The organism is Paenibacillus sp. 05T425, from assembly GCF_056396205.1.
Genome location: NZ_JBFTLA010000016.1, coordinates 95,780 through 120,289 on the forward strand (window position 1 = coordinate 95,780; position 24,510 = coordinate 120,289).

Sequence of the window (24,510 nt, forward strand, 5' to 3'; positions counted from 1 at the left end):
CGTCTCACCCCGTCAATGCTTGTCACGATCGGCATCGCGATGGCTGACACGAATGCGTTCCGTATCGCTGCTGCCGAGCATGCGTCCCAAATATTCGGCAATCGCGACAGAGCGATGTTTGCCGCCCGTACAGCCGATTCCGATGACTACCTGGCTTTTCCCTTCCTTGCGATAGAGCGGAATAAGGAATTGCAGCATGTCGAGCAGCTTCGTTAGAAATTGTTGTGTTTCCGGCCACTTCATCACGTATTCGTATACATCCGGATTTTGCCCCGTATTCGGACGCAGATGCTCAATATAATGCGGATTCGGAAGGAAACGAACGTCGTAGATGAGGTCGGCATCGATAGGAATGCCATACTTGAAGCCAAAGGAGGTTACGTTCACGGAGAGACTGTTCTGTTCCAAATTCGTAAACCGCGTAATAATACGTTCCTTCAACTGGCCTGGTTTCAATATCGTCGTATCGATCACCTGCGAGGCCGAGCCCTTCAGATCCTCCAGCATTCGGCGTTCGTTGCGGATACCTTCCAGCGGCATTCCTTCCGGCGCAAGCGGATGGCGGCGGCGGCTCTCCTTGTAACGCTGAACAAGCACCTCATCGGTCGCATCCAAGAAAAGAATCTCGCAATCGATGGTGAATTGATCTTTAATGAATGCCAGCGATTCGGCCAAAGCGTCGAAAAACTCGCGCCCCCTCAGATCGATCACGAGCGCTACCTTGCCGATCTTGCCGTTCGATTGATCAATCAGCTCGGCGAACTTCGGAATGAGCACAGGCGGCAGGTTGTCGACGCAGAAGAAGCCAAGATCCTCGAGGCTCTGTACAGCAATCGTTTTGCCCGCGCCAGACATTCCTGTAATAATGACAAGCTTCGCAACTGTAACTGCCGTCTCCATGAGTACAACCTCCTAAAAGGTTTGCGAAGCAAACCTACTTCGTAAGCATAAGCTAAGGTTTGCGAAGCAAAGCGTAAACGGCTTGCCGGATATGATCGGCTATGCTCGTTTCGCGGTGAATGATAAGCCAATAAATAAGAATCAAAATTATTTACTCTTATCATTTAAAGCAATCTGAATAACGGGCTGTAGCCGCCCGTGGGCGGCGCAGCACTTGTTGTATCTAAATKGTATGACTAGCCTCTGAGAATAAGTCCAGCAGCGCCAACAACGCCAGCATTATTGCCGAGCGTAGCTGCAACGATCTTCACGTTTTCCTTCGCTTGGTCTTGCGTGTACTTCTCGAATACTTCACGGATTTGATCGAACAGGAAGTCGCCTGCTTTCGATACGCCGCCGCCAATAATAAAGTATTGCGGATTAAGAATAATAGCCATCATCGCCATTGACTTGCCCAAGTAGTAAGCAGCACGGCTTACGATGCGGGATGCAACCTCGTCGCCTGCTTTGGCAGCATCGATAACGTCCTTCGCCATAATATCTTCTACCAGAGACAACGAAGTGCGGTCGCCGCGCTCTACGGCATCCTTCGCCATACGGATGATACCCGTTGCGGAGGATACGGTCTCGAGGCAGCCCATTTTGCCGCAGCCGCACCCAATCGCTTCAAGGTCCGGAACGATTGCCATATGACCAAGCTCGCCCGCCATGCCAGCGAAGCCTTCTACGATTTTACCATTTATAATAATACCGCCGCCAACGCCCGTGCCAAGCGTATAACATACGCATTGGTCGACGCCTTTGCCTGCTCCGCCCCATGCTTCGCCAAGCGCAGCAACGTTCGCGTCGTTATTAACTTTAATTGTTTTTTTCAGTTCTTTCTCCAAGAAAGACTTCAAATCGACATTCTCGATTTTCAAGTTAGGAGCGAATTTAATAATACCGTTAGGAATATCAAGGAAACCGGCGATGCCTACGCCTACGCCGTCTACTTGCTCCCATTCATAAGACGATTCGTCAACAATTGCGCGCGCGTATGTCGCGATATTATGAAGGATAGTGTCCGTTCCTTTACTTGTCTCAGTCGGCCCTTCGTACGTTTGGAGCAGCTGTCCCTCCGCATTACAAATTCCTACTTTAATTGCAGTACCGCCGACATCGACGCCAACGTAAATCTTCTCAGACATCACTAGTCCACCTCATCAATAATGTTAAACTTCTCTGTACCCACTATAAGCGTTGTTCATGCTGTCGTCAACAATGTAGAATGCTGGTAAAACAAGCTGTTCAGCCTTCTATCGAGTGCGATTAAGAAACTTTTATGAAGAAGAAGATACGGCTATTCTCAAGGAACGACCCACATAATCGGTGAGAATCCTCCACGGAATGCAATTGCCCAGCCGGAAGACCTCAATAAATGAAATTTCCCTCATAATTAACGCTTATAGGTGAAGCAATAGGCTGTCTCCTAGCCCTTCTGTGGGCTATATTGGATAATCTCCAATATAGAACACGGATAGAACCAATTAACTCAAAAGCTGCTGCAGATATCCAATAGACAAGCTTCATACAAAAAAGCTATACCAGGCCAAGCATCGTCGTCGCGCTTAGCCGGTACAGCCTGTATTCTCCCTTAGATGCCGATAACGATCACACAACAGCCGTACAGCTTAAACGGACTTGCTCCAGTCATGCGTAACGTTGCCTTCAAGGAAACGTTCGCAGTCAAGCGCCGCCATGCAGCCGCTTCCCGCTGCTGTAATCGCTTGACGGTACTTGCTGTCCTGCACGTCGCCGCATGCGAATACGCCTGGGATGTTCGTCTCGGAGCTGCCTGGCTTCACTTTAATGTAACCATGCTCGTCGGTGTCGATCTGACCGTTCAGGAACTTCGTGTTCGGCGTGTGGCCGATTGCGATGAAGATACCGTCAGTCTCAATAACATCCTCTTCGCCTGTCACGTTATCGCGGACTTTAAGGCCTGTAACACCCATGCCGCCAGCTACGACTTCAACCGGCGTCCGGTTCAGGCTCCAGCTGATTTTCTCGTTCTCGCGAGCGCGATCCTGCATGATCTTCGAAGCGCGAAGCTCATCGCGGCGGTTAACCAACTCAACGTTGGACGCGAAGCGAGTAAGGAAGTTCGCTTCCTCCATTGCGGAGTCGCCGCCGCCGACCACGATAATCTTTTTGCCGCGGAAGAAGAAGCCGTCGCATGTCGCGCAAGTGCTCACACCGCGTCCGACGTTGTCTTTCTCGCCTGGAATGCCAAGGTACTTCGCCGAAGCTCCTGTCGAGATAATCACGCTCTCAGAGGCAAGCTCGCCGTGGCCTTCCACTTGCAGCTTGAACGGACGCTCGGACATATCGACGCTGTTCACCCAGCCCGTAATAAACTTAGCGCCGAAACGCTCCGCTTGCTTGCGCATGTTTTCCATAAGCTCAGGTCCCATAATGCCCTCCGGGAAACCAGGGAAGTTCTCGACTTCCGTCGTCGTCGTCAATTGACCGCCGGGCTCAGGTCCTTCGATAATTAGGGGCTCCATATTGGCGCGCGCCAAGTAAATAGCTGCAGTCAGACCGGCAGGGCCGGTACCGATAATAATCGATTTGTACATGTGAATCACCTCATCTATAGTTTTGCCTCGGTTCCCTTCAAGCACGCGAGCGCAGCCTACAGGCTACACCTCCGTAGACGAGGAAAATACCGAGCTTATCGACTTCATCTTTTTTTTGATGCCGCAAACGCCGTCGATCGTCTTCACGTTCTTGCTCACCGTTGCGATGGAAGTACCGTAGCGTATCGACACCTCATGGTAAGAGATCGCGCGGCGATGCATCTTGGCCGTTAAATATTCGAGTGCTGCCGCCCAGCCCTCCGGCTTCGTCAGCTTCGGCACATCCGGGTACGTACGGGATAAAAACTCCACCCATAACGTCATCAGGTCATGCTGCTGAACGAGATCGTAATGCTTGTTCATGCGACTCATCGCCAAATCGACAACGGCCTGCCACTTCTCTTCCCATACCGGCAGACGCGAGGGCACCCGGTTCGGCTCGATAACGGTATCCTTGCCCTCAAGCACCACATGAAGCGGTTCTTGAACGCCGATTGTTCGAAGTACGAATATGGCGATTCGCTTTAAGTAATCGTCCTCTTCATGCTCCAGCAGGAATGCGCGCAGTACGTCCTTGACCTCGCTGTCGGCGATCATGCCAAGCGCCTGAATGACTTGCAGCTTCGTATGCTGATCCCCATGGCGCAGCGCCCAGAAGAACGAGGAACGTACGAGCGGGTCGCGCTTCAGATGATCGGGAATGCCGTCCGACGACTTTTCCCATAGCTTGAATTGCTCTTCGAAAGGCAAATGATAATGGTAGCTAACATGCCCCGTTTGCTTGCCGCTGCGAATATGCTCCAGCTGCTCCATATAATATTGCGGAATGCCTGACATCGGATCAAGCTTAATCGCTTGCTTCCAGAGCCGTTCAGCCTCCTGCAGCCTTCCGATGTTGCAGGACGCTACAGCCGCGTAATGGTACAAGCATGGATCCTGATGCAGCTCAGCGTCCTTAAGCAGCCTCGAGAAGTGACGGTACGCAGAGCCATGCTCTCCTAAGATACCCATAGTTGTAGCGAGTTTAAACGCATGCTCTTGATGAAAAGGCGCTGTCTTAATCAGCAGATCGACGAGCGGACGCAGATTGGTCTCGTCGCCCTCATGCTGGTAGAAGATCGCAAGGTTGCAAAGCGCATGCAAATTGCCCGCTTCAAGGTCTAACACCTCTTGAATCGTCTCCATCGCCTTATCGAACATGCCCATGTAATAATAAGCGAGCGCCAAATTGTTTCTCGCTGCTAGAAAATCAGGCTGCTGCTGCGTAATTTGTTCCAAGATGCGGACTGCCTCGGTAAACTTGCCTTCCTCCAGCAGCGTCCGCGCTTGATCGTGTTCGATCATGCCCTCGCGCGATTTAATGTTTTTCAATTGGGTCGGGCGCTCCAGCTCATAGTGAAGCAGATCCATCATATCTTCCGCTTCATCGAGAAACTGGCCGTCGGGGTCTTCCTCCAAATATTGAATGAGGGCGCCTTCGGCAGCCTCGTACTGTTCCATATTCGCATAATTGTTCGCCATGTAGAAATAGCATTCCGTCATCGTCGGATCAAGCTCATCCATAATCATGTTTAAGATCCGATTCGATTCCTCATAGTTGCCCATCTCCGATAGGATGCCGGCCATATTGCAATGGTTTACAGGATTGTCAGGTTCGTATTCAACGGCGCGCCGAAAATATTTGAGGGCCTTGTCGTAATGGAATCGATCCAGCGAACGAACAGCCCGTTCAAAGAAAAACGTAGCGTCCCATTGAATCGGTATTACCTTCGTTTGCGTATCGACAGCCACAAGTCTCTTCTCTTTCACTAGCAAGGCACCTCCCGTTACTTCCGATTTTCTAAGATTATACCATAGCGCTGCCTATCCTAACACGAAAGAATATGTGGGAAAAAATCGCGGACGGCATACGAGCCGTCCGCGATTTTTTCGCGGTGAACCTATTCTTTTGGGCATATCGGCAAGGCCGGCCGAATATTAGACACCGTTGTTCTTGAACAACGTGCTGATCGAGCCGCCTTCCAAGATGATCCGTGTCGCTTCCGCAAGCAGCGGAGCTACAGACAGCACCTTGAAGCGTTCCGGCGTCGATTCCGGCAATAGAATCGAGTCGGTTACGATAACTTCTTTTATAGATGGATGATCCAAACGCTCAATAGCAGTACCGGAGAATAACGGATGCGTCGCACATACGTACACGTCTTCCGCGCCGCGCTCCTTGAGACTCTCCACAACATTTACGATCGTCGTGCCGGTATCGATCAGGTCCTCGATAATAATCGGGGTTTGACCTTCTACGTCGCCGATAACGTGCGTAATGGAGGATTCGTTGTGCGCAGGACGCTTCTTGATCATGATCGCAAACGAAGTGTCCAAGTAGTTAGCCAGCTTCTCCGCCGTCGAAGCACGTCCTGCATCCGGCGATACAACGACCGGATTCTTGATGTTTTTGGCTTTCAGGTAATCGCTGATCAAGTCAAGCGCCGTCATGTGGTCAACCGGAATGTTGAAGAACCCTTGAATCGCCGGAGCATGCAAATCGATCGTAATGACGCGGTTCGCGCCAACTGTCGTAAGCACGTCAGCCAACATTTTCGCCGAGATCGGCTCCCGCGGAGCTGCCTTGCGTTCCTGACGAGCATAGCCGTAGTAAGGCATGATGATGTTGACCGTTCTCGCCGAAGCGCGCTTCGCCGCATCGATCATCACGAGCAATTCTACAAAATGCTCGTTGATCGGATGAGAGAACGATTGAACGAGAAATACGTCGCAGTTACGAATCGTTTCCTCGTAGTGAACGTAGATCTCCCCGCTTTTGAAACGAGACATCTTAATTGCACCGAGCGATAGACCTAGCTCTGCACTGATTTTTTGAGCCAATACCGGATTGGACGAACCCGAAAATATACGCACCTTGTCGCTTACCATGATACCCTCCTGAGCGTCTTAAACCAATAAATTTTACTTATCAAGTACTGTCGCATGTCGAATATTATTCGACAAATCTTGTCTTATTCAATCCTATTATACATCGAATTTACGATAATTCAAAAATCAATCAGCAATATTTTTCGACAATTAAATGTCGCTAGCTGCGTATAGCCGACTTCCTTAAGCACAGCGCGCGCTTCTTCCAAATATTGACCCAGTCTCTCAGGCTGGTGCGCATCAGAACCGATCGTCAGAGGGATCCCTAGTTCGTAGGCATATTCGAGCATACGGCGGCTTGGGAACATCTCCTTCACCGGCGTACGAAAACCCGATGCATTGAGCTCAATCGCAAGACCGTGCTTCTTGACAGCTTCAAGCGCTGCATTTTCCAAATGAGCCACATCCTCATCCGGCTTGAAGCCGAACCGCTTGATGACGTCGATATGGCCGATGTAGTCGTAGAAGCCCGTTGCTGCCGCTTTGATAACCGCATCGTAATATTGCTCGTACACCGCCAGCTTGTTTTTGCCTTCCCAGCCCGCCGTCTGACGGAAGTCGGTAATGTCCCACTCGCCTAGAAAATGAACGGAGCCGATCACGTAATCCCATGGGTAAGCCTTAACGATCGCTTCGATCTGCTCCTCGCAGCCTTCGATATAATCGCCTTCCAGACCGACGCGAACGTCGATCTGTCCCTTGTACTTCTCCTTCAGAGCGAGACATTCCTCGACATAACGCGGAAGCTCCTCCATCGGCATCGCCATCTCCGGCAAGTAGGTTGCGGGGTCAACATGCAGCAGCGGCATATGGTCGGAAAGGCCGATCTCCGCAAGCCCGATCTCGATGCCCTTCTTCACGTACTCTTCAAGGTCGCCTACCGCGTGGCCGCAGCGGGCATGATGGGTATGATAATCGATAAACATGAGCATTCCGGCCTTTCGTTTTTTAAAATGGGGCGATTCAACTATTCGATAGCCTGATGACTATCTCATTTTGTTCGTAGTTGGCTTGCCTACGCGGCCGCTTAGCTCGCGCATGACATCGTCAAGCGGCAGCTTGCGCTCGCGCAGCAGCACCATCAGATGGAAGATCAAATCGCTCGCTTCACTGCGCAGCTCGTCGTTGTCTTCATTTTTTGCCGCGATAATCACTTCAGAAGCTTCTTCGCCGATCTTCTTCAGAATCTTATCAACGCCCTTCTCGAACAGGTACGTCGTATAAGCGCCGTCTGGACGCTCTGCATCTCGTTGCGCGATGACGCTCTCCAGATGACCGAGCATGGCGAAGCGCTCAACTGCTTGTTCTGTCGGTTCAGCAGCTGGCGTTGATGCGCCTTGCACCTCGATCGCATTATAGAAGCAGCTGTATCGGCCTGTATGGCAAGCCGGACCTTGCTGCTCCACGCGAAGCAGCAGCGTATCGCCGTCGCAGTCGTAGGACATCGAGACGATGCGCTGCGTATGTCCGCTAGTCGCTCCCTTGTTCCAAAGCTCGCTGCGCGAGCGGCTCCAATACCAGGTAACGCCGGATTCTATCGATAGCTTAAGGGATTCCTCGTTCATATACGCAAGCATGAGCACTTCCTTGCTCTGAGCGTCCTGAACGACAGCCGGAATCAGTCCCGCCGCATCCCATTTGATTTGTGTAAGCAGCTCGTTGTAATCGTTAACCGTCATCGAACCTCTACTCCCTTCAGACGCAAATCGTCCTTAACCTCGCGAATCGTCATTTCTTTATAATGGAAAATTGTCGCCGCTAGAGCCGCATCCGCATGTGCCTGCTGGAACACTTCATTGAAGTGTTCCACCTTGCCCGCTCCGCCGGAGGCAATAACCGGAATGCCAAGCGAATCCGATACGGCCTGAGTCAGCTTCACGTCGAAGCCGTCCTTCGTTCCGTCCGCGTCCATGCTTGTCAGCAGTATTTCCCCCGCGCCGAGACGCTCGACCTCGCGTGCCCATTCCAGCGCGCGAATGCCCGTCGTCTGACGGCCGCCATGCGTGTACACTTCCCATTCGCCCCATTCCGGATTGAACTTCGCGTCGATAGCTACGACGATACATTGCGAGCCGAACTTGCGCGCGCCTTCCGATACGAGCGCCCTATTCTTCACCGCTGCCGTATTAATGCCGATCTTGTCCGCTCCCGCGCGCAGCAGCCGCTTCATATCGTCTACATGCGAAATGCCGCCGCCCACCGTGAACGGAATCGTAATCTCGCCAGCCGTCCGCTTCACGACCTCAATCATCGTCGCGCGTCCTTCGACGGACGCCGAGATATCTAGAAATACAAGCTCGTCTGCTCCCTCGCGGTCATAAGTAGCCGCAAGCTCGACCGGATCGCCCGCATCGCGCAGATTGACGAAGTTGACGCCCTTTACGACCCGGCCGTCCTTCACGTCGAGACACGGAATGATACGTTTCGCCAGCATGTTGCCCTCTCCTTTATATGCCCAGGCCGGGCCTTCTATCGCTTTATCGTTGTTACGCTTGCTGCTGCAGCTGCGGGCTGCCTGTCAGCGCCAAGAAGTTGCCGAGCAGCTTCATGCCGAGATCGCCGCTCTTCTCCGGGTGGAACTGCATGCCGTAGACGTTGCCGCGTCCGACGATCGCCGTCACTTGCTGATTGTAGTCCGTCGTTGCAAGCAGGTCGCTCGCCAGCTCCGGCTTTGCATGGAAGGAGTGAACGAAATACACATGCCCCTCTTCCAGTCCTTCGAACAGCGGCGATTGCTTTTGCAAGAACGACAGCTTGTTCCAGCCCATATGCGGCACTTTGTAGTCGCCTTGGAAGCGGATAACCTTACCCGGTAGCAGGTTCAGCCCTTCGTTCCGGCCGTATTCCTCGCTCTCGCTGAACAGAAGCTGCATGCCGAGGCAGATGCCCAGCATCGGCTTGCCGGAAGCGGCGTAGAACTTCGCCACCTCATCCAGCTTCGTGTTGCGCAGATTCTGCATCGCGTCGCCGAATGCGCCAACGCCCGGCAATATCGCGCCGTCCGCCTCTAGAATGCGCTGCGGATCAGCGGTAATGACCGCTTCGAACCCTAGCCGTTCAACCGCTTTGCTCACGCTATGCAGGTTGCCCATGCCATAATCTATAATCGCAATCATTTACAGCACTCCCTTCGTTGAAGGCACTCCTTGTACGCGAGGATCAATGCTCGTCGCTTCGTCGATCGCACGGCCAAGCGCTTTGAATACCGCTTCGATCATGTGATGCGTGTTTTTGCCGTAGTGAACGATAACGTGCAGCGTAATGCGCGATTCAAGCGCCAGCTTCCACAGGAACTCGTGAACGAGCTCAGTAGAGAAGCTTCCAACCTGCGCCGAAGGATATTCCGCACGATATTCAAAGTGAGGACGGTTGCTGACGTCGACAATGACTTGCGCTAGCGCCTCATCCATCGGAACGAATACGCTGGCATAACGTTTAATGCCGCGTTTGTCGCCCAATGCTTCGCGAAGCGTCTGCCCGAGGCAGATGCCGATGTCTTCAACGGTGTGGTGATCGTCAATGTCGATGTCTCCGCGCGCCTCGACTTGCAGGTTGAATTGTCCGTGCTTCGTGAACAGGTCAAGCATATGGTTCAGGAAAGGCACATCCGTTTCGAGCTTCGTCTCGCCAGTGCCGTCCACTGCGAAAGACAGCTTAATATCCGTTTCATTCGTTTTGCGCTCGACCGACGCCTCACGCACTCTAGTATCCGCCATTGTAATTCCTACTTTCCTTGTATGTTGGTTGTATGATATCTCCCGCCTGTGGGGCGGTTAGCTCCTGAGCAGCAGTTTGTGGTTCTTATGCAGCGTGTAGCGTCCTTTTGGGACGTTATTTCAGCGAGCTCTCACGAAAGTTGCTCTATAACGGCATTTCGGGCAATTAATTGAGCTATTTCACCGACTGTGGAAAAAATGGGCTAATTTGCTTCCCAAAATGCCGCTAAATCGAATAACAGACATCAGTATTCTGATTTAGATGCCGAGAATGCCGTTATTTGTATCTATTAAAGCCCGCGTTCCTTCTCCAAACGGATCTCGATCGCGCGAGCATGTCCTTCTAATCCTTCGTGGCGCGCAAGTGTGATAATCTTGTCGCCGTTTGTCATTAGCGCTTCCTTGCTGTAGTAGATCAAGCTCGACTTCTTAAGGAAGTCGTCAACATTGACCGGCGAGGAGAACCGCGCTGTGCCGTTCGTCGGAATGATGTGGTTCGGTCCGGCGAAATAATCGCCGACCGGCTCCGAGCTGTACGGGCCGAGGAAGATCGCGCCCGCGTTCTCAATGAGGCCGAGCAGGCTCATCGGGTCGGCCGTCAGCACTTCCAGGTGCTCAGGCGCCAGCTGATTGACGACGTCGATGCCGTCCTTCAGCGAGTCGACGAGCAGCGCCGCGCCGTAGTTGTCTACCGAGCTGCGCGCGATCGCCTCGCGCGGCAGCGTGGAGAGCTGGCGCTCGACTTCAGCGACGACAGCCTCGGCCAGCTTCGTCGACGGCGTAATAAGGATCGCCGACGACATCTCGTCGTGCTCCGCCTGCGATAGCAGGTCGGCAGCGACGTAAGATGCGTCCGCCGTGTCATCGGCGAGGACGACGATCTCGCTTGGGCCGGCGATGCTGTCGATATCGACGGCACCGAATACGGCGCGCTTAGCGAGCGCCACGTAGATGTTGCCCGGTCCGCATATTTTATCGACCGGGGCAATCGAAGCCGTGCCGTACGCAAGCGCGGCAATGGCTTGAGCGCCTCCGACCCGGTACATCTCCTTGACGCCCGATTCCGCGGCGGCAACGAGAATATACGGGTCGATGCCTGCCTTGCCGCCAGTGGCCGGCGGCGTTACCATCACGATCTCCGGCACGCCGGCTACTTGTGCCGGAATGACGTTCATGAGCACGGACGACGGATAAGCCGCCTTGCCTCCGGGCACGTATACGCCGACCCGCTTCAGCGGTCGCAGAATCTGCCCGAGCAGCGTCCCGTCCGGCTGCAGATCCATCCACGAGGTACGCTTCTGCTTCTCGTGGAAAGCCCTAATGTTCACGGCCGCCTCGCGGATGGCCGTGAGGAACGCGGCGTCGACCTTATCATACGCCGCCTCAATTTCCTGCTGCGTCACGCGAAGCGACGCCGCATCCAGCTTCACGCGGTCAAGCTGCTCCGTGTACCTGAGCAGCGCCGCGTCTCCTTCCGTTCGGACCGCCTCTACGATGGTCCGAACGACCTCGTTCTGCTCGGGCGAGCCATACTCGACCTCGCGCTTCAACCCAAACTGCTCCGCTCTCATAATGCGCATACGTAGCGCTCCTTCCCTCACACATTCTCTATCGCTCTCTTGCCTTGACCATCCTGTACCGAAGCTTCTCTATCGCTCTCTTGCCTTAACCATCCTGTACCGAAGCTTCTCTATCGCACTCTCGCCTTAATTAAGCCTTCGCCGCAAGCGTCTCCTGCAACAGATCGCATAGGTTCTGAATACTGTCGTTCTTCATCCGATAGCTAACCCGATTCGCGATCAAGCGGCTCGTAATGCCGAAGATCGATTCCATCTCCACCAGTCCGTTCTCGCGCAGCGTCTGTCCCGTTTCCACCATATCGACGATCCGGTCGGCAAGGCCGATCAGCGGAGCAAGCTCAATCGAGCCGTTCAGCTTGATGACCTCAACCTGTTGACCGAGCTCGCGGAAGTAAGCCGATGCTACGTTCGGATATTTCGTCGCGACGCGCGGATTAATCGTCGGCTTCCAATCCGGCAAGCCGATGACCGACATCCGGCATTTCGCAATGCCAAGATCGAGTAGCTCGTAGACATCCTTGTTCTCTTCCATCAATACGTCCTTGCCGACAATGCCGATATCGGCTACGCCATATTCTACGTAAGTCGGCACATCGACCGGCTTTGCCATAATGAACTCCATCTTTGCTTCCGGCAGCTCAATAATGAGCTTGCGCGTGTCGTCGAAGTCGCTTGGGATCGGCAAGCCCGCTTCACGGAACAGCTTGGAAGCCTGCTTGTAGATGCGGCCCTTCGGCATCGCCACTTTCAATATTTGCTTGTTGTCTCCGCTCATGTGGCGCTGCCTCCTTTCTGAATGAATTCAATGTAATCCGTATATTCATTACCCTTGAACGTGAATCTATCGTGCAATTGTGAAGGAAGTCTTACTTTTGCGTACGAATGATCCCCATCAGCCAACCGCTCCGTCACAACCTTAACGCCCTCGCCGCGCAGCTCCTGCGCCTTTGCCAGCGCCTCCGTACGCCCCGCCGCATCATAAACGATCAGCGTTCTCTCCACCGCTTCATCCGCCTCGTTGCCGAGCAGCTCTAGAATGCGCGTCGTCTTCAGCGCGAAGCCCGTAGCCGGCGCCTTGCGCCCGAACTGCGACAGCAGATTGTCGTAACGGCCGCCGCTTGCTACCGGGAATCCGAGATCGGCTGCATATCCCTCGAAAGTCATGCCTGTATAATAAGAGAAATCTCCAATCATTGTGAGATCAATAAGCACATGCTCGCATACGCCATATGCCTTCAGCACATCCCAAATTTCGCACAGATGGCTGATCGACTCGCGCGCCTTCTCATTGCCGCTAAGCTGCAGCGCCTGATCGCATATTTCCTGTCCGCCTCGCAGCCTAAGGATGCCCTCCAGCTCGCGCTGTACCGGCTCGTCAAGCGCAAGCTTGCGCAATTGCTCGCGGTAGCCTACATAATCGCGTCCAAGCAAGCAAGCTTTAAGCTGCTCCTGCGCTTCCTCGCGGCCTGCCAGCGTCTCCTCGAATAGACCATTCAAGAAGCCGACGTGGCCAATAGCAATCTTGAAGCGTTCTACGCCGGCCGCTTTCAGCGACGCAATAGCAAGCGCTACAACTTCAGCGTCCGCCTCCGCAGACGAATCGCCAACCAATTCCACGCCCGTCTGGAAAAACTCCGCCTCGCGGCCTGCTTCTTCTTCGATCGCACGGAATACATTAGAGTGGTACGACAATCGCAGCGGGAAATCGGCATCCTTCAATAACGATGCCACTACGCGCGCAATCGGCGACGTCATATCGGAGCGCAGCACAAGCGTCGTTCCGCGATTATTAAGCAGCTTGAACAGCTTTTGGTCGGACGTTGAGCTGGCAACGCCTACTGTATCGTAATATTCCATCGTGGGAGTCATAATTTGCTCATAGCCCCAGCCTTGCATGCAGGCGAGCACCTGACGCTCAATATGGCGAAGCTTCGCCACCGCTCCCGGCAAATAATCTTTCACGCCTATCGGCTTCTCAAATACTTTTGGTTTGGACATTTCCGTTCTCACCTTCGGTCGCTTTAGTGTATTACAGCATTACCATGTTACCATTCTAACAAATTAAAGATATTAGTCGTAATATTAGCATGAAAAACGCCGCTCCGTCAAGCCAGTAAAAGCCCCTTCCCCTACTCTGAGCTATAACAACAAGGAAGCCCCTGCGAACGAATTGGATTCGTCCACCTGGGGCTGTTCCTCACACTATTTTCATTGCTCAATAGACGGCTAGCTAATGAATAATATGCTTCGCAGGGTCGGCGATATCGGGCTGGACAACGCTCCGCTTAATCTCTCGCATCGGATTGCCGCCGACGAAGCTTCCTGCCGGCACATCCTTATGTACGAGCGATCCTGCTGCCACCACCGCACCATCGCCGATCGTAACACCCGGCAATATCGTCGTATTCGCGCCGATCATCACGTTCGAACCGATCACTACATCGCCAATACGATACTCCCTGATCAGATACTCATGGGTCAATATCGTCGTATTATACCCAATAATCGAATTGTCGCCGACCTTGATCCGCTCAGGGAAAAATACGTCGACCATCACCATAAGGGCGAAAGCCGTCTTCTTTCCCACCTTCATGCCCAGCACACGCCGATATATGAAGTTTTTGAGCGGCAAGCTTGGACAATAACGCGCCAGCTGGATAAATATAAAGTTGCGTACCGCCTTCAAGCGGCTTACCGTCTTGTACACCTGCCAAAGAGCGTTCGGCCCTTCGACCGGGTATCGGTCAACGTTTCGCAAACGGCTCGCTCTCCATTCCGACGAATGCGTACAAATCGCGCATATCATAAATGATATGATGCGCTCCTGCTTCGCTAAGCAGCTTCTCACCTTTCAACGACCACGCGACGCCAACTGCGACCGTGCCAGCCGCTACCGCAGACTTTATGTCGACGACGCTGTCGCCCACCATCATCGTTGTCTCGGGATCGGCGCCAAGCAGCGCGATCGCTTTGTTGACCGGCTCAGGATGCGGCTTCGGATTCTTCACATCGTCAATCGTAATGACGGCATCGACGTATTCGTCTATGCCAACGAACTTAAGCCCCTTCTCCGTTGTAAGGCGCATCTTCGTCGTGACAACGCCGATCTGAATCCCTTTTCCATGAAGATTTCGCAACACTTCGACTACGTATTCAAACGGTTTAACAAGATCGTCGTGCAGCCTAAGATTAATCTCGCGATAAGCATCAACAAGATGCGATACTTCCTCAAGGCCGGAGAATCGCCTCAATTGGTCAATCAGCGGTTCACCCATCGTCGGAATAATATGCTCTCTACCGAAGCCTTCCACTGCTACGCCCTTAAGCGCCTCCACGAACGACCGTATAATAAGCTCATTAGTGTCTAGAATCGTGCCGTCCAGATCGAAGAGCATCGTACGTATGTTGCCTGTCATCTATCCAATCCTCCCAAACCGCTTTCGCAGACATCCAGCATCTAACTGCCGGCCTGCTTCTATTCTTCTTTTCCTTTAGATCCAGAAATTCCGCTATCGCCTTCCGCACCTGCGGCAGACGACTTCCCATCATTCAACTGAGCAACCTTCTCCGGCTTACTCGATACGATCGGATCGGAATAACGAGCAATGGCAAGTCCTGATCTGCGGCGAACAATAACGAAGATGATCGCAGCCACGATCAGAAGCAGAGCAAGAGCCTGCGATATTCTAATATTGCCGTAAGCCGGGTCCAAATAACCTTCCTCGAATACAATGGTCATTGGAGACCAGAGCGCATCAATGAATGATGCCAACCATTTCGGACCAGCGAAGCCCAAGCTGTCCGTACGGAGCGCCTCAATAAAGAAGCGGCCGATGGAGTACCAGATGAAATAGGCTGCCATCAATTCGCCGGAACGAAGGAAGCTTTGACGGCGCAAAATGAACAGGATTGCAATACCGACCAAGCTCCAAAGCGATTCATAAAGAAACGCCGGATGATGGAATACGCCATCAACATTCATTTGATTCACTATAAATGCAGGGATATGAAGCGTCTCCCGCAGGAAGCTCTCTTCAACCGGTCCGCCATACGCTTCCTGATTCATGAAGTTGCCCCAGCGTCCGATCATTTGACCCGCCAGCAGCGACGGTACGCAAATATCAACGATCCGCAAGAAGTTGTAACCCTTCGCGCGGAAATAAAAATATCCGCAAATGAACGCGCCTATAAGCGCACCGTAGATAGCGATGCCGCCTTCCCATATTTTGAACACATCAAGGAAATTATCCTTATAATCATCCCATGTAAACGCCACATAATAAATCCGCGCTCCGATAATTGCCGATGGAACGCCAAGCAGCAGCAGATCCATGAAGAAATCCGGCTTAATGCCGAATCGCTTGCCTTCTTGTACCGCGAGCAGCAGGCCGACCAAAGCCGCCGTGCCCAGAATAATGCCGTACCAATGAACTGATATAGTGCCGATCGAGAACGCAATCGGGTTAATGAGCAAAGTCTCCATTCACGCTTATCTCCTTTGATATCAATATCAATCGTAATCGTCCATATCGTCCGCGATCGTTTCGGTCAGCTTGTTCGTGAATTGCAGCGCCGCATTATAACCCATCCGTTTCAAACGGAAGTTCATTGCCGCCACCTCGATAATGACCGCTAAGTTACGGCCCGGACGAACGGGAACCGTTACGAGCGGAATATCCGTATCGATAATGCGCGTCGTTTCTTCATCAAGTCCAAGACGATCATATTGTTTATCCTGCTGCCAATTCTCAAGCTTAATGACAAGGCCAATCCGCTTCTGCGTTCTTACCGCGCCCGCCCCGAACAGCGTCATCACGTTAATAATGCCTAGTCCGCGAATTTCAAGCAAGTGGCGAATAAGCTCCGGCGCACTGCCATGCAGCTGACCGTCGGACGTCTGCCGAATCTCGACCGCATCGTCGGCTACAAGCCGATGTCCGCGCTTAACAAGCTCTAGAGCAGTCTCGCTCTTACCGATGCCGCTTCCTCCGGTAATAAGCATGCCTACGCCATAGACGTCAACAAGAACACCATGAATCGTCGCTGTCGGCGCAAGCTTTTTCTCCAGGAAGTCCGTAATCCGGCTCGACAAAATCGTTGTTGCCACATTGCTGCGCAGCACCGGAATCTTCGATTCATTCGATTGCTGCACCAGCTCCTCAGGCGCTTCAAGTCCTCTTGTCAAAATAATACAAGGTGTCTCCTCGTTACATAGCCACGCCATACGGTCTTTGCGTTCTTCGCTCTCCAGCGTGCTGAGGAACGATATTTCCGTCCGTCCAAGCAATTGCACGCGCTCGCTCGGATAATAATGGAAATAGCCGGCCATTTCCAGGCCTGGTCGATACAAATCATCAACCGTAATTGCTCGCTTCAGCCCATCTTCTCCAGCGACGATTTCGAGCTGAAATTGCTGGACTAGCTCAGACACCTTTACTTTTTTCGCCATCGTATGGCCTCCTCTTATGACAACTGCAGCAAGCTGATATGTAAGTATGTTTCCAATGTCTTCATCGTAAAGGAAAAAGACGCCGAACGCAACGTTTCAGCGCTGCTCGGCGTCCTTATGTTACTTAATTGCAATGCTTATCGGCTTTAAAATATATCCCGGATACTGCTGCACGCGGAACGTTAGCGGCTGTATATAATCGGCTATCGGAATTTTGTAATAATAACTGGCCGGCTCCAATCCTCCCGCACTCCATTTAATCTGCGTTCCATCCTTATCCAGGAGGTTATACGTTTTGCCACTCGCATCCGTGAAGCTTCCCTGATGCTCGAGAAACGTATAACCAAGCTTTTGCTCCGTTTCATCCAAGTTCGCCATATCGATTTGCAGGACATATCCGTCCCCATCCTCCTGCTTCCCGTTATAGGTGATGCGATTGTCAGGTGTTTCGCTCGTCTGGCCCGTCTCCGTGTTAATAACGAATAGCCGATCCCGATCGGACATATATACACCGTCTGCTTTAAACGTAAGCTTCTTAGGCTTACTAAAATAACTGCTTTGGAAATGATAGACCATCTCTGTATGATAATCCCCCATACCTGTCTTCCACTTGTAGATGCGGCCCTTCTCGTCCTTCAGCACCGCATCGATCATCCCGTTTGTTTGCAGCGAATTGCTTGGGTCAGCCTCTACGATCACTCTCACCTGCAGCGGCGTGATGACTGCGCTTTTTACCGTCAACCGTTGACCGTTAAGCTCGATAACCTCATTAACCGCAATTTCCTCGCGCATACCTGCGAATCTGGCATGGTCAATCGGAACGGACAGCTGCAGCCATTGACCCTTCAGCTTAACATTCAAATCCACCTTCTCCGGCATGACTTCGCCATCCTGAAGGGAAACATCAAAATAATCGTACAGGACGGATCCTGCGTCTTTCTTATCGTCGCTTCTGAGTTGCGAGAAACCAATCGCGCCTCGCACTCCCTCACCGTACTCCTTCAACAACTTAAAGTCCTCGATCTCCGTCTCACTCGTTATGCCCGGTCCTTCGCCCGTATACAGGATCACGAGCCGATTGTCATCGGCAATGACGCCGTTTACCGTCAGCTTGAATCCGTTCTTCTCATCGGTCAAGCTCATTGGTTGAATGAATTCGTTGTCGAGCGCCGATACGAGCGTCTTATCGCCTTCGATAAGCTCTACAAATCCTGTGAAGCCCGGAATTTCCTTTATGATCGCCGCGAAGGAAGGAGATACGCGAACGAATGCCGTCAGTAGCAGCAGTATACATACCGCCGATAAACCAAGCTTCAGACTGATCCGTCTCCTGCTTCTGGTGACCGTATGCCGGCGTCCCCTCTCAAGTCCATGCCGAATAGCTGCATCGAGCTTATCTTCTTCCATCGACAGCATTTCGCATTCAACATAATTTCGATCATTTTTCAGCACAATCTCGATTAACTGCCGCTCATTTCCCGCTTTGTCGTTCATCGTCCTCCACCTCCTCAATCAATGACTTATCGCTTCGCAGCAGCTTCAACGCTTTATTCAACCATGTCCGTATAGTGCCATCTGGCTTTTCCAGCAGCTCAGCTATTTCGGTAATTGTCATATCGCGATAATACTTCAGTACGACGACCATCCGGTAATTGGCAGGCAATGCTTTTACTTGAGCAGCCATATCGAGCCTTGCTGCCGCCGCGTCGTCGTCATGCATTTTTTCACCACTTCGCATGCGGCTTGCTTCAATCGTTCTCTCTTGCTCTCGCTTACGCTTCTTCCGCTCGTCCATGCATACCCGTATCAAAATTCGAATAGTCCATGTCGTGAAGTACTTCGCTTCTCGCAGCGTTCGACGCTTCGCCCATACGCGGCATACTGTTTCCTGCATTGCCTCCAGAGCATCATCCTCATTACGCATATAGGCGAAGGCGATACCGTACAGCTGGCGCTTATCCATATCGATACGCTGGAGCAGCGCCGTCTCATCCCCAAGAATGGCTGCCAAAGCGCATTGATCCCGATCCTCCATGCCTTCCCTCCCCGTCCAAACATTCATACTAATTAGACGTGCGAACGCCAAAAACGGTTTTCATGAATAAACAAAAAAGAGTTGCCTGGAAACTTCCAGGCAACTCTCGTTAGATCGAAGTATTAAACTTCGAAAATGTTCAATTCGGACTCTTTGTCGAACAGATGAACTTTGTTCATGTCAAGAGCAAGCTTAACGCTTGCGCCGTCACGAAGGCCGGAACGTCCGTCTACGCGAGCGATAACTGTATCAGTGCCGATACCGTTCAGGTACAGGTACATTTCGTGACCAAGGTTTTCAGCAACCTCAATGTTTGCATTTACGATTGTGTTCGGGGAAGCTTCCAAGAACACAGGCTCTTCGTGAAGGTCTTCTGGACGAATGCCAAKAATAACTTCTTTGCCGATATAGCCTTTCGAGCGAAGGGCTGCGGATTTGCCTTCAGGAACAACAACATCTACGCCAGCAGCTTTGAATTTAACAGTTCCGCCTTGCTCAGACAACGTTCCGCTGATGAAGTTCATCGAAGGAGCGCCGATAAAGCCAGCTACGAAGATATTAACAGGGTGGTTGTAAAGTTGTTCAGGGGAATCGGTTTGTTGAATGAAACCGTCCTTCATAACAACGATACGGTCGCCCATCGTCATTGCTTCGATTTGGTCATGCGTTACATAGATTGTAGTTGTTTCAAGACGCTTAGTCAGTTTGCTGATTTCAGCGCGCATTTGTCCACGAAGCTTCGCGTCCAAGTTGGAAAGCGGCTCATCCATCAAGAATACTTGCGGCTCACGTACGATTGCGCGTCCCAAAGCGACACGTTGACGTTGACCACCGGAAAGAGCTTTTGGTTTACGGTCGAGCAAATGCTCAATATCAAGAATTTTAGCAGCTTCACGAACGCGTTTGTCGATGTCTGCTTTTTTGAATTTACGAAGTTTAAGGCCGAACGCCATGTTTTGGTAAACGTTCATGTGCGGGTACAACGCGTAGGATTGGAATACCATCGCGATGTCGCGGTCTTTAGGAGCTACGTCGTTTACAAGACGGTCGCCGATGAACAATTTGCCTTCAGAAATTTCTTCCAAGCCAGCGATCATACGAAGAGTAGTCGATTTACCGCAACCGGACGGTCCTACCAATACGAGGAACTCTTTGTCCTTGATGTCTAAGTTAACGTCAGTAACCGATGCTTTGTCGGTACCCGGGTATTTCTTGTAGATATTCTCTAAACGTACGCCTGCCATGATAAGTTTCCCCCTAGAAAGAAATTTCGTTATGCACTTATCTTATCCGATGTAAGCGTTTGTGACTATGCACATACTCTACAAAAAAATTAATTCCTTTTCGTAACTTTGTACAATAGCAATATGATTTTGACGAGAACGGCATCGCGAAATTGACGAACATCAAGCCCTGTCTCCTGCTTCAGCTTATCCAGCCGATACAGGAGCGTATTGCGGTGAATGTACAGCTTCTTGGCCGTCTCGCTCACATTGCAGTCCAGTGTGAAGAACGTCTCCAGCGTGCTTAGCATCTCGGGTTCGACGAACATATCGGCTCGTTTCAGCGATTGCTCCAAATACTTCGCCCGCTGTGTTTCAGGAATAGCATTAAGCAGTCGCTCCAGCTGCAGCATCCAAGGCATATGAATATTCGTCCCTACGTGGAACTTGCGGCCGAGATTAATCGTCTCACGAAGCAGAATCGTCGTCTCTACGATACCCTTGGCCGGCGTCGCGGGCTGCGCCACCGCCAGATGGCACTCCCCGATCCACTCGCTGGCAAGCATCTCGTGCAGCCCCGAACAGATCGACTCCAGGCTGTCCTCTAACGTCTCCTCTTCATTCTCGTCGAAAGATTCTGAATCCTCGTCGCGCAGAAGCGAGATCGGCCCCCATATGAGCCATTCCTGGGTTTTCAACGGAATAAGCAGAACGTCGTCCGATAAGAAGGAACGAAGCAGCTTCTCAAGCTCAGTGAACGTCGTTAGCTTCGTATTCGATTGCTCGGTTACGAGTAGAAACGGAATCATTTMATTAAAAAGGCGACTGCCGACAACGAGATGATCCGGCAACGAATAAGCCGGCTCGGCCTCCTCAAGCTGCTGTTGAATCCACTCGCTTAGCTTGAGCGCATTCCGCTCCGACTCAGAGACGGATAAAGCTTTTTTGGAATCGGCCTCTCCACCGCGCACAAGCTGAAGCGTCCAGCTAATCAGTTCCTTCTCAGCTTGACTGATCCCGGTGAGTTCAATCTCGAGCAGCTCAACGGAATGATCGGACAACGCAGCAACGAAATGCAGCTTATTGTGCTTCTCGACACGCTGCCCCTCCACTGGATGTTGAGCATTAAGCTCTTCCGGCCAAAGCGCATCAGCAGCCTTGACCACTTCCACCCATTCCGTAACAGAAATCGTATGTACATGAATCGGACAATTTAAAATGTGCTGCAGTGGTTTCAACCAATCTGTCGTGCTCATTTTTGCTCTTCTCCAATCTCCTCGGCTAATGCCGCTCTACGGCTATCGAAACGCCTTTTTAACGTCATTGTACCATAACGGCAAAACAAGTTCAGCCAATCGCGAGCAAAAGGATGATCGACATCAGAGCGAAAAGCGCTGAAATCAAATATAGGAACGATACCGTTTGGACTTGATTCAATCCCCACTTCATTAATGTATGATGCGTATGCAGCTTGTCCGCATGATGAAGCCCCTTGCCGCTCATAAGTCGGCGCAGCATCACAAAGGACGTGTCGAGGATTGGCAGCCCTAGCGCAAGCAACGGTACAAGCATCGAAATGAACGTCGCTCGCTTCAATGTGCCATCGACCGCAATGACCGCTAGCGTATACCCAAGGAATGTCGCGCCGGCATCGCCCATGAAGATACGCGCCGGATAGAAGTTGTGAATCAGGAAACCAATGGACACTCCCGCAGCGATAACGGCGAGCATCGCCGCATCGGGCCTCCCCGTCATAAGCGCTGCCGCGAGCAATGTTAATGACGAAAGCGTGCAAACACCTGACGCAAGCCCATCCACCCCATCGATGAAGTTAATCATATTAATGAGAGCGAACACCCATAGCGTCGTCGCCAGCCATGAGAACCAACCGTCGAAAGAATAGAAATAGCCGTTGATCGGACTTGCGATGCCTGCCATTTGGATGTGAAAAACCGATGGTACGGACGCCGCAGCCAAATAAATGATTACGCGCGGCCATACCGGGAATTCGCGGCCTTTCGCTTTCCATGCATCATCGAGCAGGCCGACAGCGACGAGCACGAAGCCTCCGATTATGATCGTCCAGCTTAGCTGCGTGAATCCGACGAACAGCAGCATTGTCGCCACGCAGCCAGCAAAAATAGCCGCTCCACCCATAAGGGGAATCGGCTTTCGGTGTATTTTGCGCGTCGTTGGACGATCTACGAAGCCAAGTCTCAGCGCGAGCTTCCTAAGCGGCGGTACTGTAACAAAAACGATCGCAAAGCTAATTAATGCCGCTAATCCATACATCATGTCGATTACCCCTCCGGAAGAAGCTTTTGTACCATTGTTCCCCAGTGAGGCAAAAATAAAAGATGCGATTATTATTCCTTTTGCGAAATCCTTGATTGATGAATAAGAAGGGCGATTCTAAGCTTCAGCGTGTCATGGACATCCTTCATGGATACATTAAGCAGCGCTTCACAGCGGCTAATCCGGTTCAGCACCGTATTGCGGTGAATGTACAGCAGCTTCGCCGTATCGGCAACGGAACAATTATAGTTTAAATAAATATCCATCGTCCTTAGCAGGTCCTCATGCTCCCCCGACTTTACCGTTACGAGCTCGCCAAGAGATGAAAGGTAGAAGTCGTTCAGCTTCGTGCCCGGTACAGACTGAATAAGCTCCTGCAACTGTTGAGTTCGGTAAGTCAGGATGAACCTGCGGCTTCGCATAGCATAACCGCTTGCAAGCGCCTGCTCCGCTTCTCGGTAAGCAGCGGCGATCTTGTCGGACTGGCCTGTATAATTGCTCACGCCGAACGAACAGCTCTCGCTTCTTGCGCCCGTTCCTTTAGCAAGCTGTGCCTGCAATTCCGCAAGCAACGCCACCCACTCCTTCTCCTGTACGGCCGAGAAAGGCTGTGCCGGCAGCATGAGCAGACTGACGACGTCATCGCCCTTTAACTCGGTGATTGCTTGAATGGCTTTCGCTTCCCAGTACTTCTCGATCTCCCCCCTGCGCTTCTCCCGCTCCGAGGACTGTTCCAGCTTAGAGGGCAACCGGCCCTCTGGTAGCGGATCGGACTTGCACACACAGACGAGGTAGCCTCCCTCCTGCGGCATCTCGTATTTCTTGCCCCGAAGCCATATTTCTTCCTTCGATAGCTTGTTGTCCAGCATATCGGCAACGAATTGCTGCCGCAGCCTTCTCTCGCCTAGCACAAGCGCTTCTTGGCGCATATGCTCGTAAGCGATAATATGAGCCGCTTGCTCCAGCGGCATAAGTGAAACATCGCCGGATGACTCCTTATCCAGCATGCACAAGTATCCTTTGAGAACCCCTGCCACCGATACGGGATAAATCCGAATGACCTCGTCATTGCCCAGCGCAAGAGTGGACAGTTTATCGACGGACAGGTCGGCCGCGTAAAGCATTTTTTTGATCGACAGCATAAATTCGGGATCGCCTAATCGCTTCCGGATGGCATCCGATATCCCTGCCGGATCGCCATGCTCGTTCAATATGAGAATCGGCTTCTTAATGATCGCCACAAGCGTCTGTGCGATATCCGACAAGTCCGCTCMTTGAAGGAACAGCTGCGTGAACTTGCGATGCAGATCGAACGACTTCTGCAGCTCCACCTGCTTCTCGTTCAGCAGATGCTCCAGAATTTCGTTTAGCACGTCGCCCAGCAACATCGTCGGCGGCAGGCCGATAAGCGGAAAGCGAAGACGATCCGCTTCCTGCACGACGATGTCGGGAATTGCTAGGATATATCTTTTCATCTTAATGGCCAGACCGGCACAGTTGCTCTGATGCAGACGCTGTACGAGCGACACCATGTCCTCCGGATTGTCTTTATAATGATAGGCCGTCGTGAGCAGCAATTGATTCGGCCTTACCCAGTTGGCGATATCGGGCGAATCCATAATATTAACGGAATCGATGGAGCGGCCGAGGCCACCAGCGCCTCCCATGAGTCTCGAACTTCCCATGACGGGAAGCTTGACAATGAATTGCATCGTACGAGCCATCTGACTTCACATCCTCTTCAATAGGCTGTAATCAAGCTTCCT

General features: G+C 52.0%; 23 protein-coding genes. All 23 read right to left on the reverse strand.

Features of this window, described 5'->3' with window-relative positions:
• Positions 1–12: 12 nt before the first annotated feature.
• Entirely contained in the window at positions 13–900 is an 888-nt protein-coding gene (gene rapZ / locus AC1DF0_RS27600) for an RNase adapter RapZ (RefSeq protein WP_337103546.1), read from the reverse strand.
• Positions 901–1,136: 236 nt separating this feature from the next.
• Positions 1,137–2,087, reverse strand: coding sequence for an ROK family glucokinase (locus AC1DF0_RS27605; RefSeq protein ID WP_477576536.1), 951 nt, complete (start codon positions 2,085–2,087; stop codon positions 1,137–1,139).
• A 483-nt stretch (positions 2,088–2,570) separates the two neighbouring features.
• Positions 2,571–3,518, reverse strand: coding sequence for a thioredoxin-disulfide reductase (trxB, locus tag AC1DF0_RS27610; RefSeq protein ID WP_477576538.1), 948 nt, complete (start codon positions 3,516–3,518; stop codon positions 2,571–2,573).
• Between the two features lie 63 nt (positions 3,519–3,581).
• Positions 3,582–5,327, reverse strand: coding sequence for a tetratricopeptide repeat protein (locus tag AC1DF0_RS27615; RefSeq protein ID WP_477576540.1), 1,746 nt, complete (start codon positions 5,325–5,327; stop codon positions 3,582–3,584).
• A 168-nt stretch (positions 5,328–5,495) separates the two neighbouring features.
• On the reverse strand, positions 5,496–6,446 hold the full coding sequence (locus tag AC1DF0_RS27620) for a ribose-phosphate diphosphokinase (protein ID WP_337104370.1): 951 nt from the start codon (positions 6,444–6,446) through the stop codon (positions 5,496–5,498).
• Between the two features lie 119 nt (positions 6,447–6,565).
• Positions 6,566–7,372: a histidinol-phosphatase HisJ gene (hisJ, locus tag AC1DF0_RS27625; RefSeq protein WP_477576543.1), complete on the reverse strand. Its 807-nt coding sequence runs from the start codon at positions 7,370–7,372 to the stop codon at positions 6,566–6,568.
• A 60-nt stretch (positions 7,373–7,432) separates the two neighbouring features.
• Positions 7,433–8,125 carry a bifunctional phosphoribosyl-AMP cyclohydrolase/phosphoribosyl-ATP diphosphatase HisIE gene (gene hisIE / locus AC1DF0_RS27630; protein ID WP_442051562.1) on the reverse strand — a complete coding sequence of 231 codons (693 nt, stop codon included), beginning with the start codon at positions 8,123–8,125 and terminating at the stop codon, positions 7,433–7,435.
• Positions 8,122–8,880: an imidazole glycerol phosphate synthase subunit HisF gene (gene hisF / locus AC1DF0_RS27635; RefSeq protein ID WP_442051561.1), complete on the reverse strand. Its 759-nt coding sequence runs from the start codon at positions 8,878–8,880 to the stop codon at positions 8,122–8,124. The genes hisIE and hisF overlap by 4 nt, the downstream gene beginning before the upstream one ends.
• 52 nt (positions 8,881–8,932) lie before the next feature.
• Positions 8,933–9,562, reverse strand: a complete 630-nt coding sequence (gene hisH / locus AC1DF0_RS27640) for an imidazole glycerol phosphate synthase subunit HisH (protein WP_337104374.1) — start codon at positions 9,560–9,562, stop codon at positions 8,933–8,935.
• Entirely contained in the window at positions 9,563–10,162 is a 600-nt protein-coding gene (gene hisB / locus AC1DF0_RS27645; RefSeq protein WP_337104375.1) for an imidazoleglycerol-phosphate dehydratase HisB, read from the reverse strand.
• Between the two features lie 290 nt (positions 10,163–10,452).
• Complete coding sequence (gene hisD, locus AC1DF0_RS27650) at positions 10,453–11,742, reverse strand: histidinol dehydrogenase (protein WP_442051560.1); 1,290 nt, start codon at positions 11,740–11,742, stop codon at positions 10,453–10,455.
• Positions 11,743–11,872: 130 nt separating this feature from the next.
• A complete protein-coding gene (hisG, locus tag AC1DF0_RS27655) occupies positions 11,873–12,517 on the reverse strand; it encodes an ATP phosphoribosyltransferase (protein WP_442051559.1) in 645 nt (214 codons plus the stop codon).
• A complete protein-coding gene (locus AC1DF0_RS27660) occupies positions 12,514–13,740 on the reverse strand; it encodes an ATP phosphoribosyltransferase regulatory subunit (RefSeq protein ID WP_442051558.1) in 1,227 nt (408 codons plus the stop codon). The genes hisG and AC1DF0_RS27660 overlap by 4 nt, the downstream gene beginning before the upstream one ends.
• A gap of 232 nt (positions 13,741–13,972) precedes the next feature.
• The gene (locus AC1DF0_RS27665) at positions 13,973–14,500 is read right to left on the reverse strand and encodes an acyltransferase (protein ID WP_477576547.1); all 528 of its coding nucleotides are present in this window, start codon (positions 14,498–14,500) and stop codon (positions 13,973–13,975) included.
• Positions 14,487–15,158: a pyrophosphatase PpaX gene (gene ppaX, locus AC1DF0_RS27670; protein ID WP_477576549.1), complete on the reverse strand. Its 672-nt coding sequence runs from the start codon at positions 15,156–15,158 to the stop codon at positions 14,487–14,489. Before ppaX ends, AC1DF0_RS27665 begins: the two co-directional genes overlap by 14 nt.
• A gap of 59 nt (positions 15,159–15,217) precedes the next feature.
• Positions 15,218–16,225, reverse strand: coding sequence for a prolipoprotein diacylglyceryl transferase (lgt, locus tag AC1DF0_RS27675; RefSeq protein WP_477576551.1), 1,008 nt, complete (start codon positions 16,223–16,225; stop codon positions 15,218–15,220).
• 27 nt (positions 16,226–16,252) lie between these two features.
• Positions 16,253–17,191 (reverse strand): HPr(Ser) kinase/phosphatase, encoded by a 939-nt coding sequence (hprK, locus tag AC1DF0_RS27680; RefSeq protein WP_337104383.1) that lies wholly within the window; start codon positions 17,189–17,191, stop codon positions 16,253–16,255.
• Between the two features lie 120 nt (positions 17,192–17,311).
• Complete coding sequence (locus AC1DF0_RS27685) at positions 17,312–18,685, reverse strand: DUF4179 domain-containing protein (RefSeq protein WP_477576553.1); 1,374 nt, start codon at positions 18,683–18,685, stop codon at positions 17,312–17,314.
• Entirely contained in the window at positions 18,663–19,226 is a 564-nt protein-coding gene (locus AC1DF0_RS27690) for a sigma-70 family RNA polymerase sigma factor (protein ID WP_477576555.1), read from the reverse strand. The genes AC1DF0_RS27685 and AC1DF0_RS27690 overlap by 23 nt, the downstream gene beginning before the upstream one ends.
• Before the next feature lie 122 nt (positions 19,227–19,348).
• Positions 19,349–20,470: an ABC transporter ATP-binding protein gene (locus AC1DF0_RS27695; protein WP_477576557.1), complete on the reverse strand. Its 1,122-nt coding sequence runs from the start codon at positions 20,468–20,470 to the stop codon at positions 19,349–19,351.
• A gap of 89 nt (positions 20,471–20,559) precedes the next feature.
• A complete protein-coding gene (locus AC1DF0_RS27700) occupies positions 20,560–21,705 on the reverse strand; it encodes a PucR family transcriptional regulator (protein ID WP_477576558.1) in 1,146 nt (381 codons plus the stop codon).
• Between the two features lie 91 nt (positions 21,706–21,796).
• Complete coding sequence (locus tag AC1DF0_RS27705; RefSeq protein ID WP_477576559.1) at positions 21,797–22,744, reverse strand: MraY family glycosyltransferase; 948 nt, start codon at positions 22,742–22,744, stop codon at positions 21,797–21,799.
• A 71-nt stretch (positions 22,745–22,815) separates the two neighbouring features.
• Entirely contained in the window at positions 22,816–24,468 is a 1,653-nt protein-coding gene (locus AC1DF0_RS27710; RefSeq protein ID WP_477576561.1) for a PucR family transcriptional regulator, read from the reverse strand.
• Positions 24,469–24,510 lie beyond the last annotated feature (42 nt).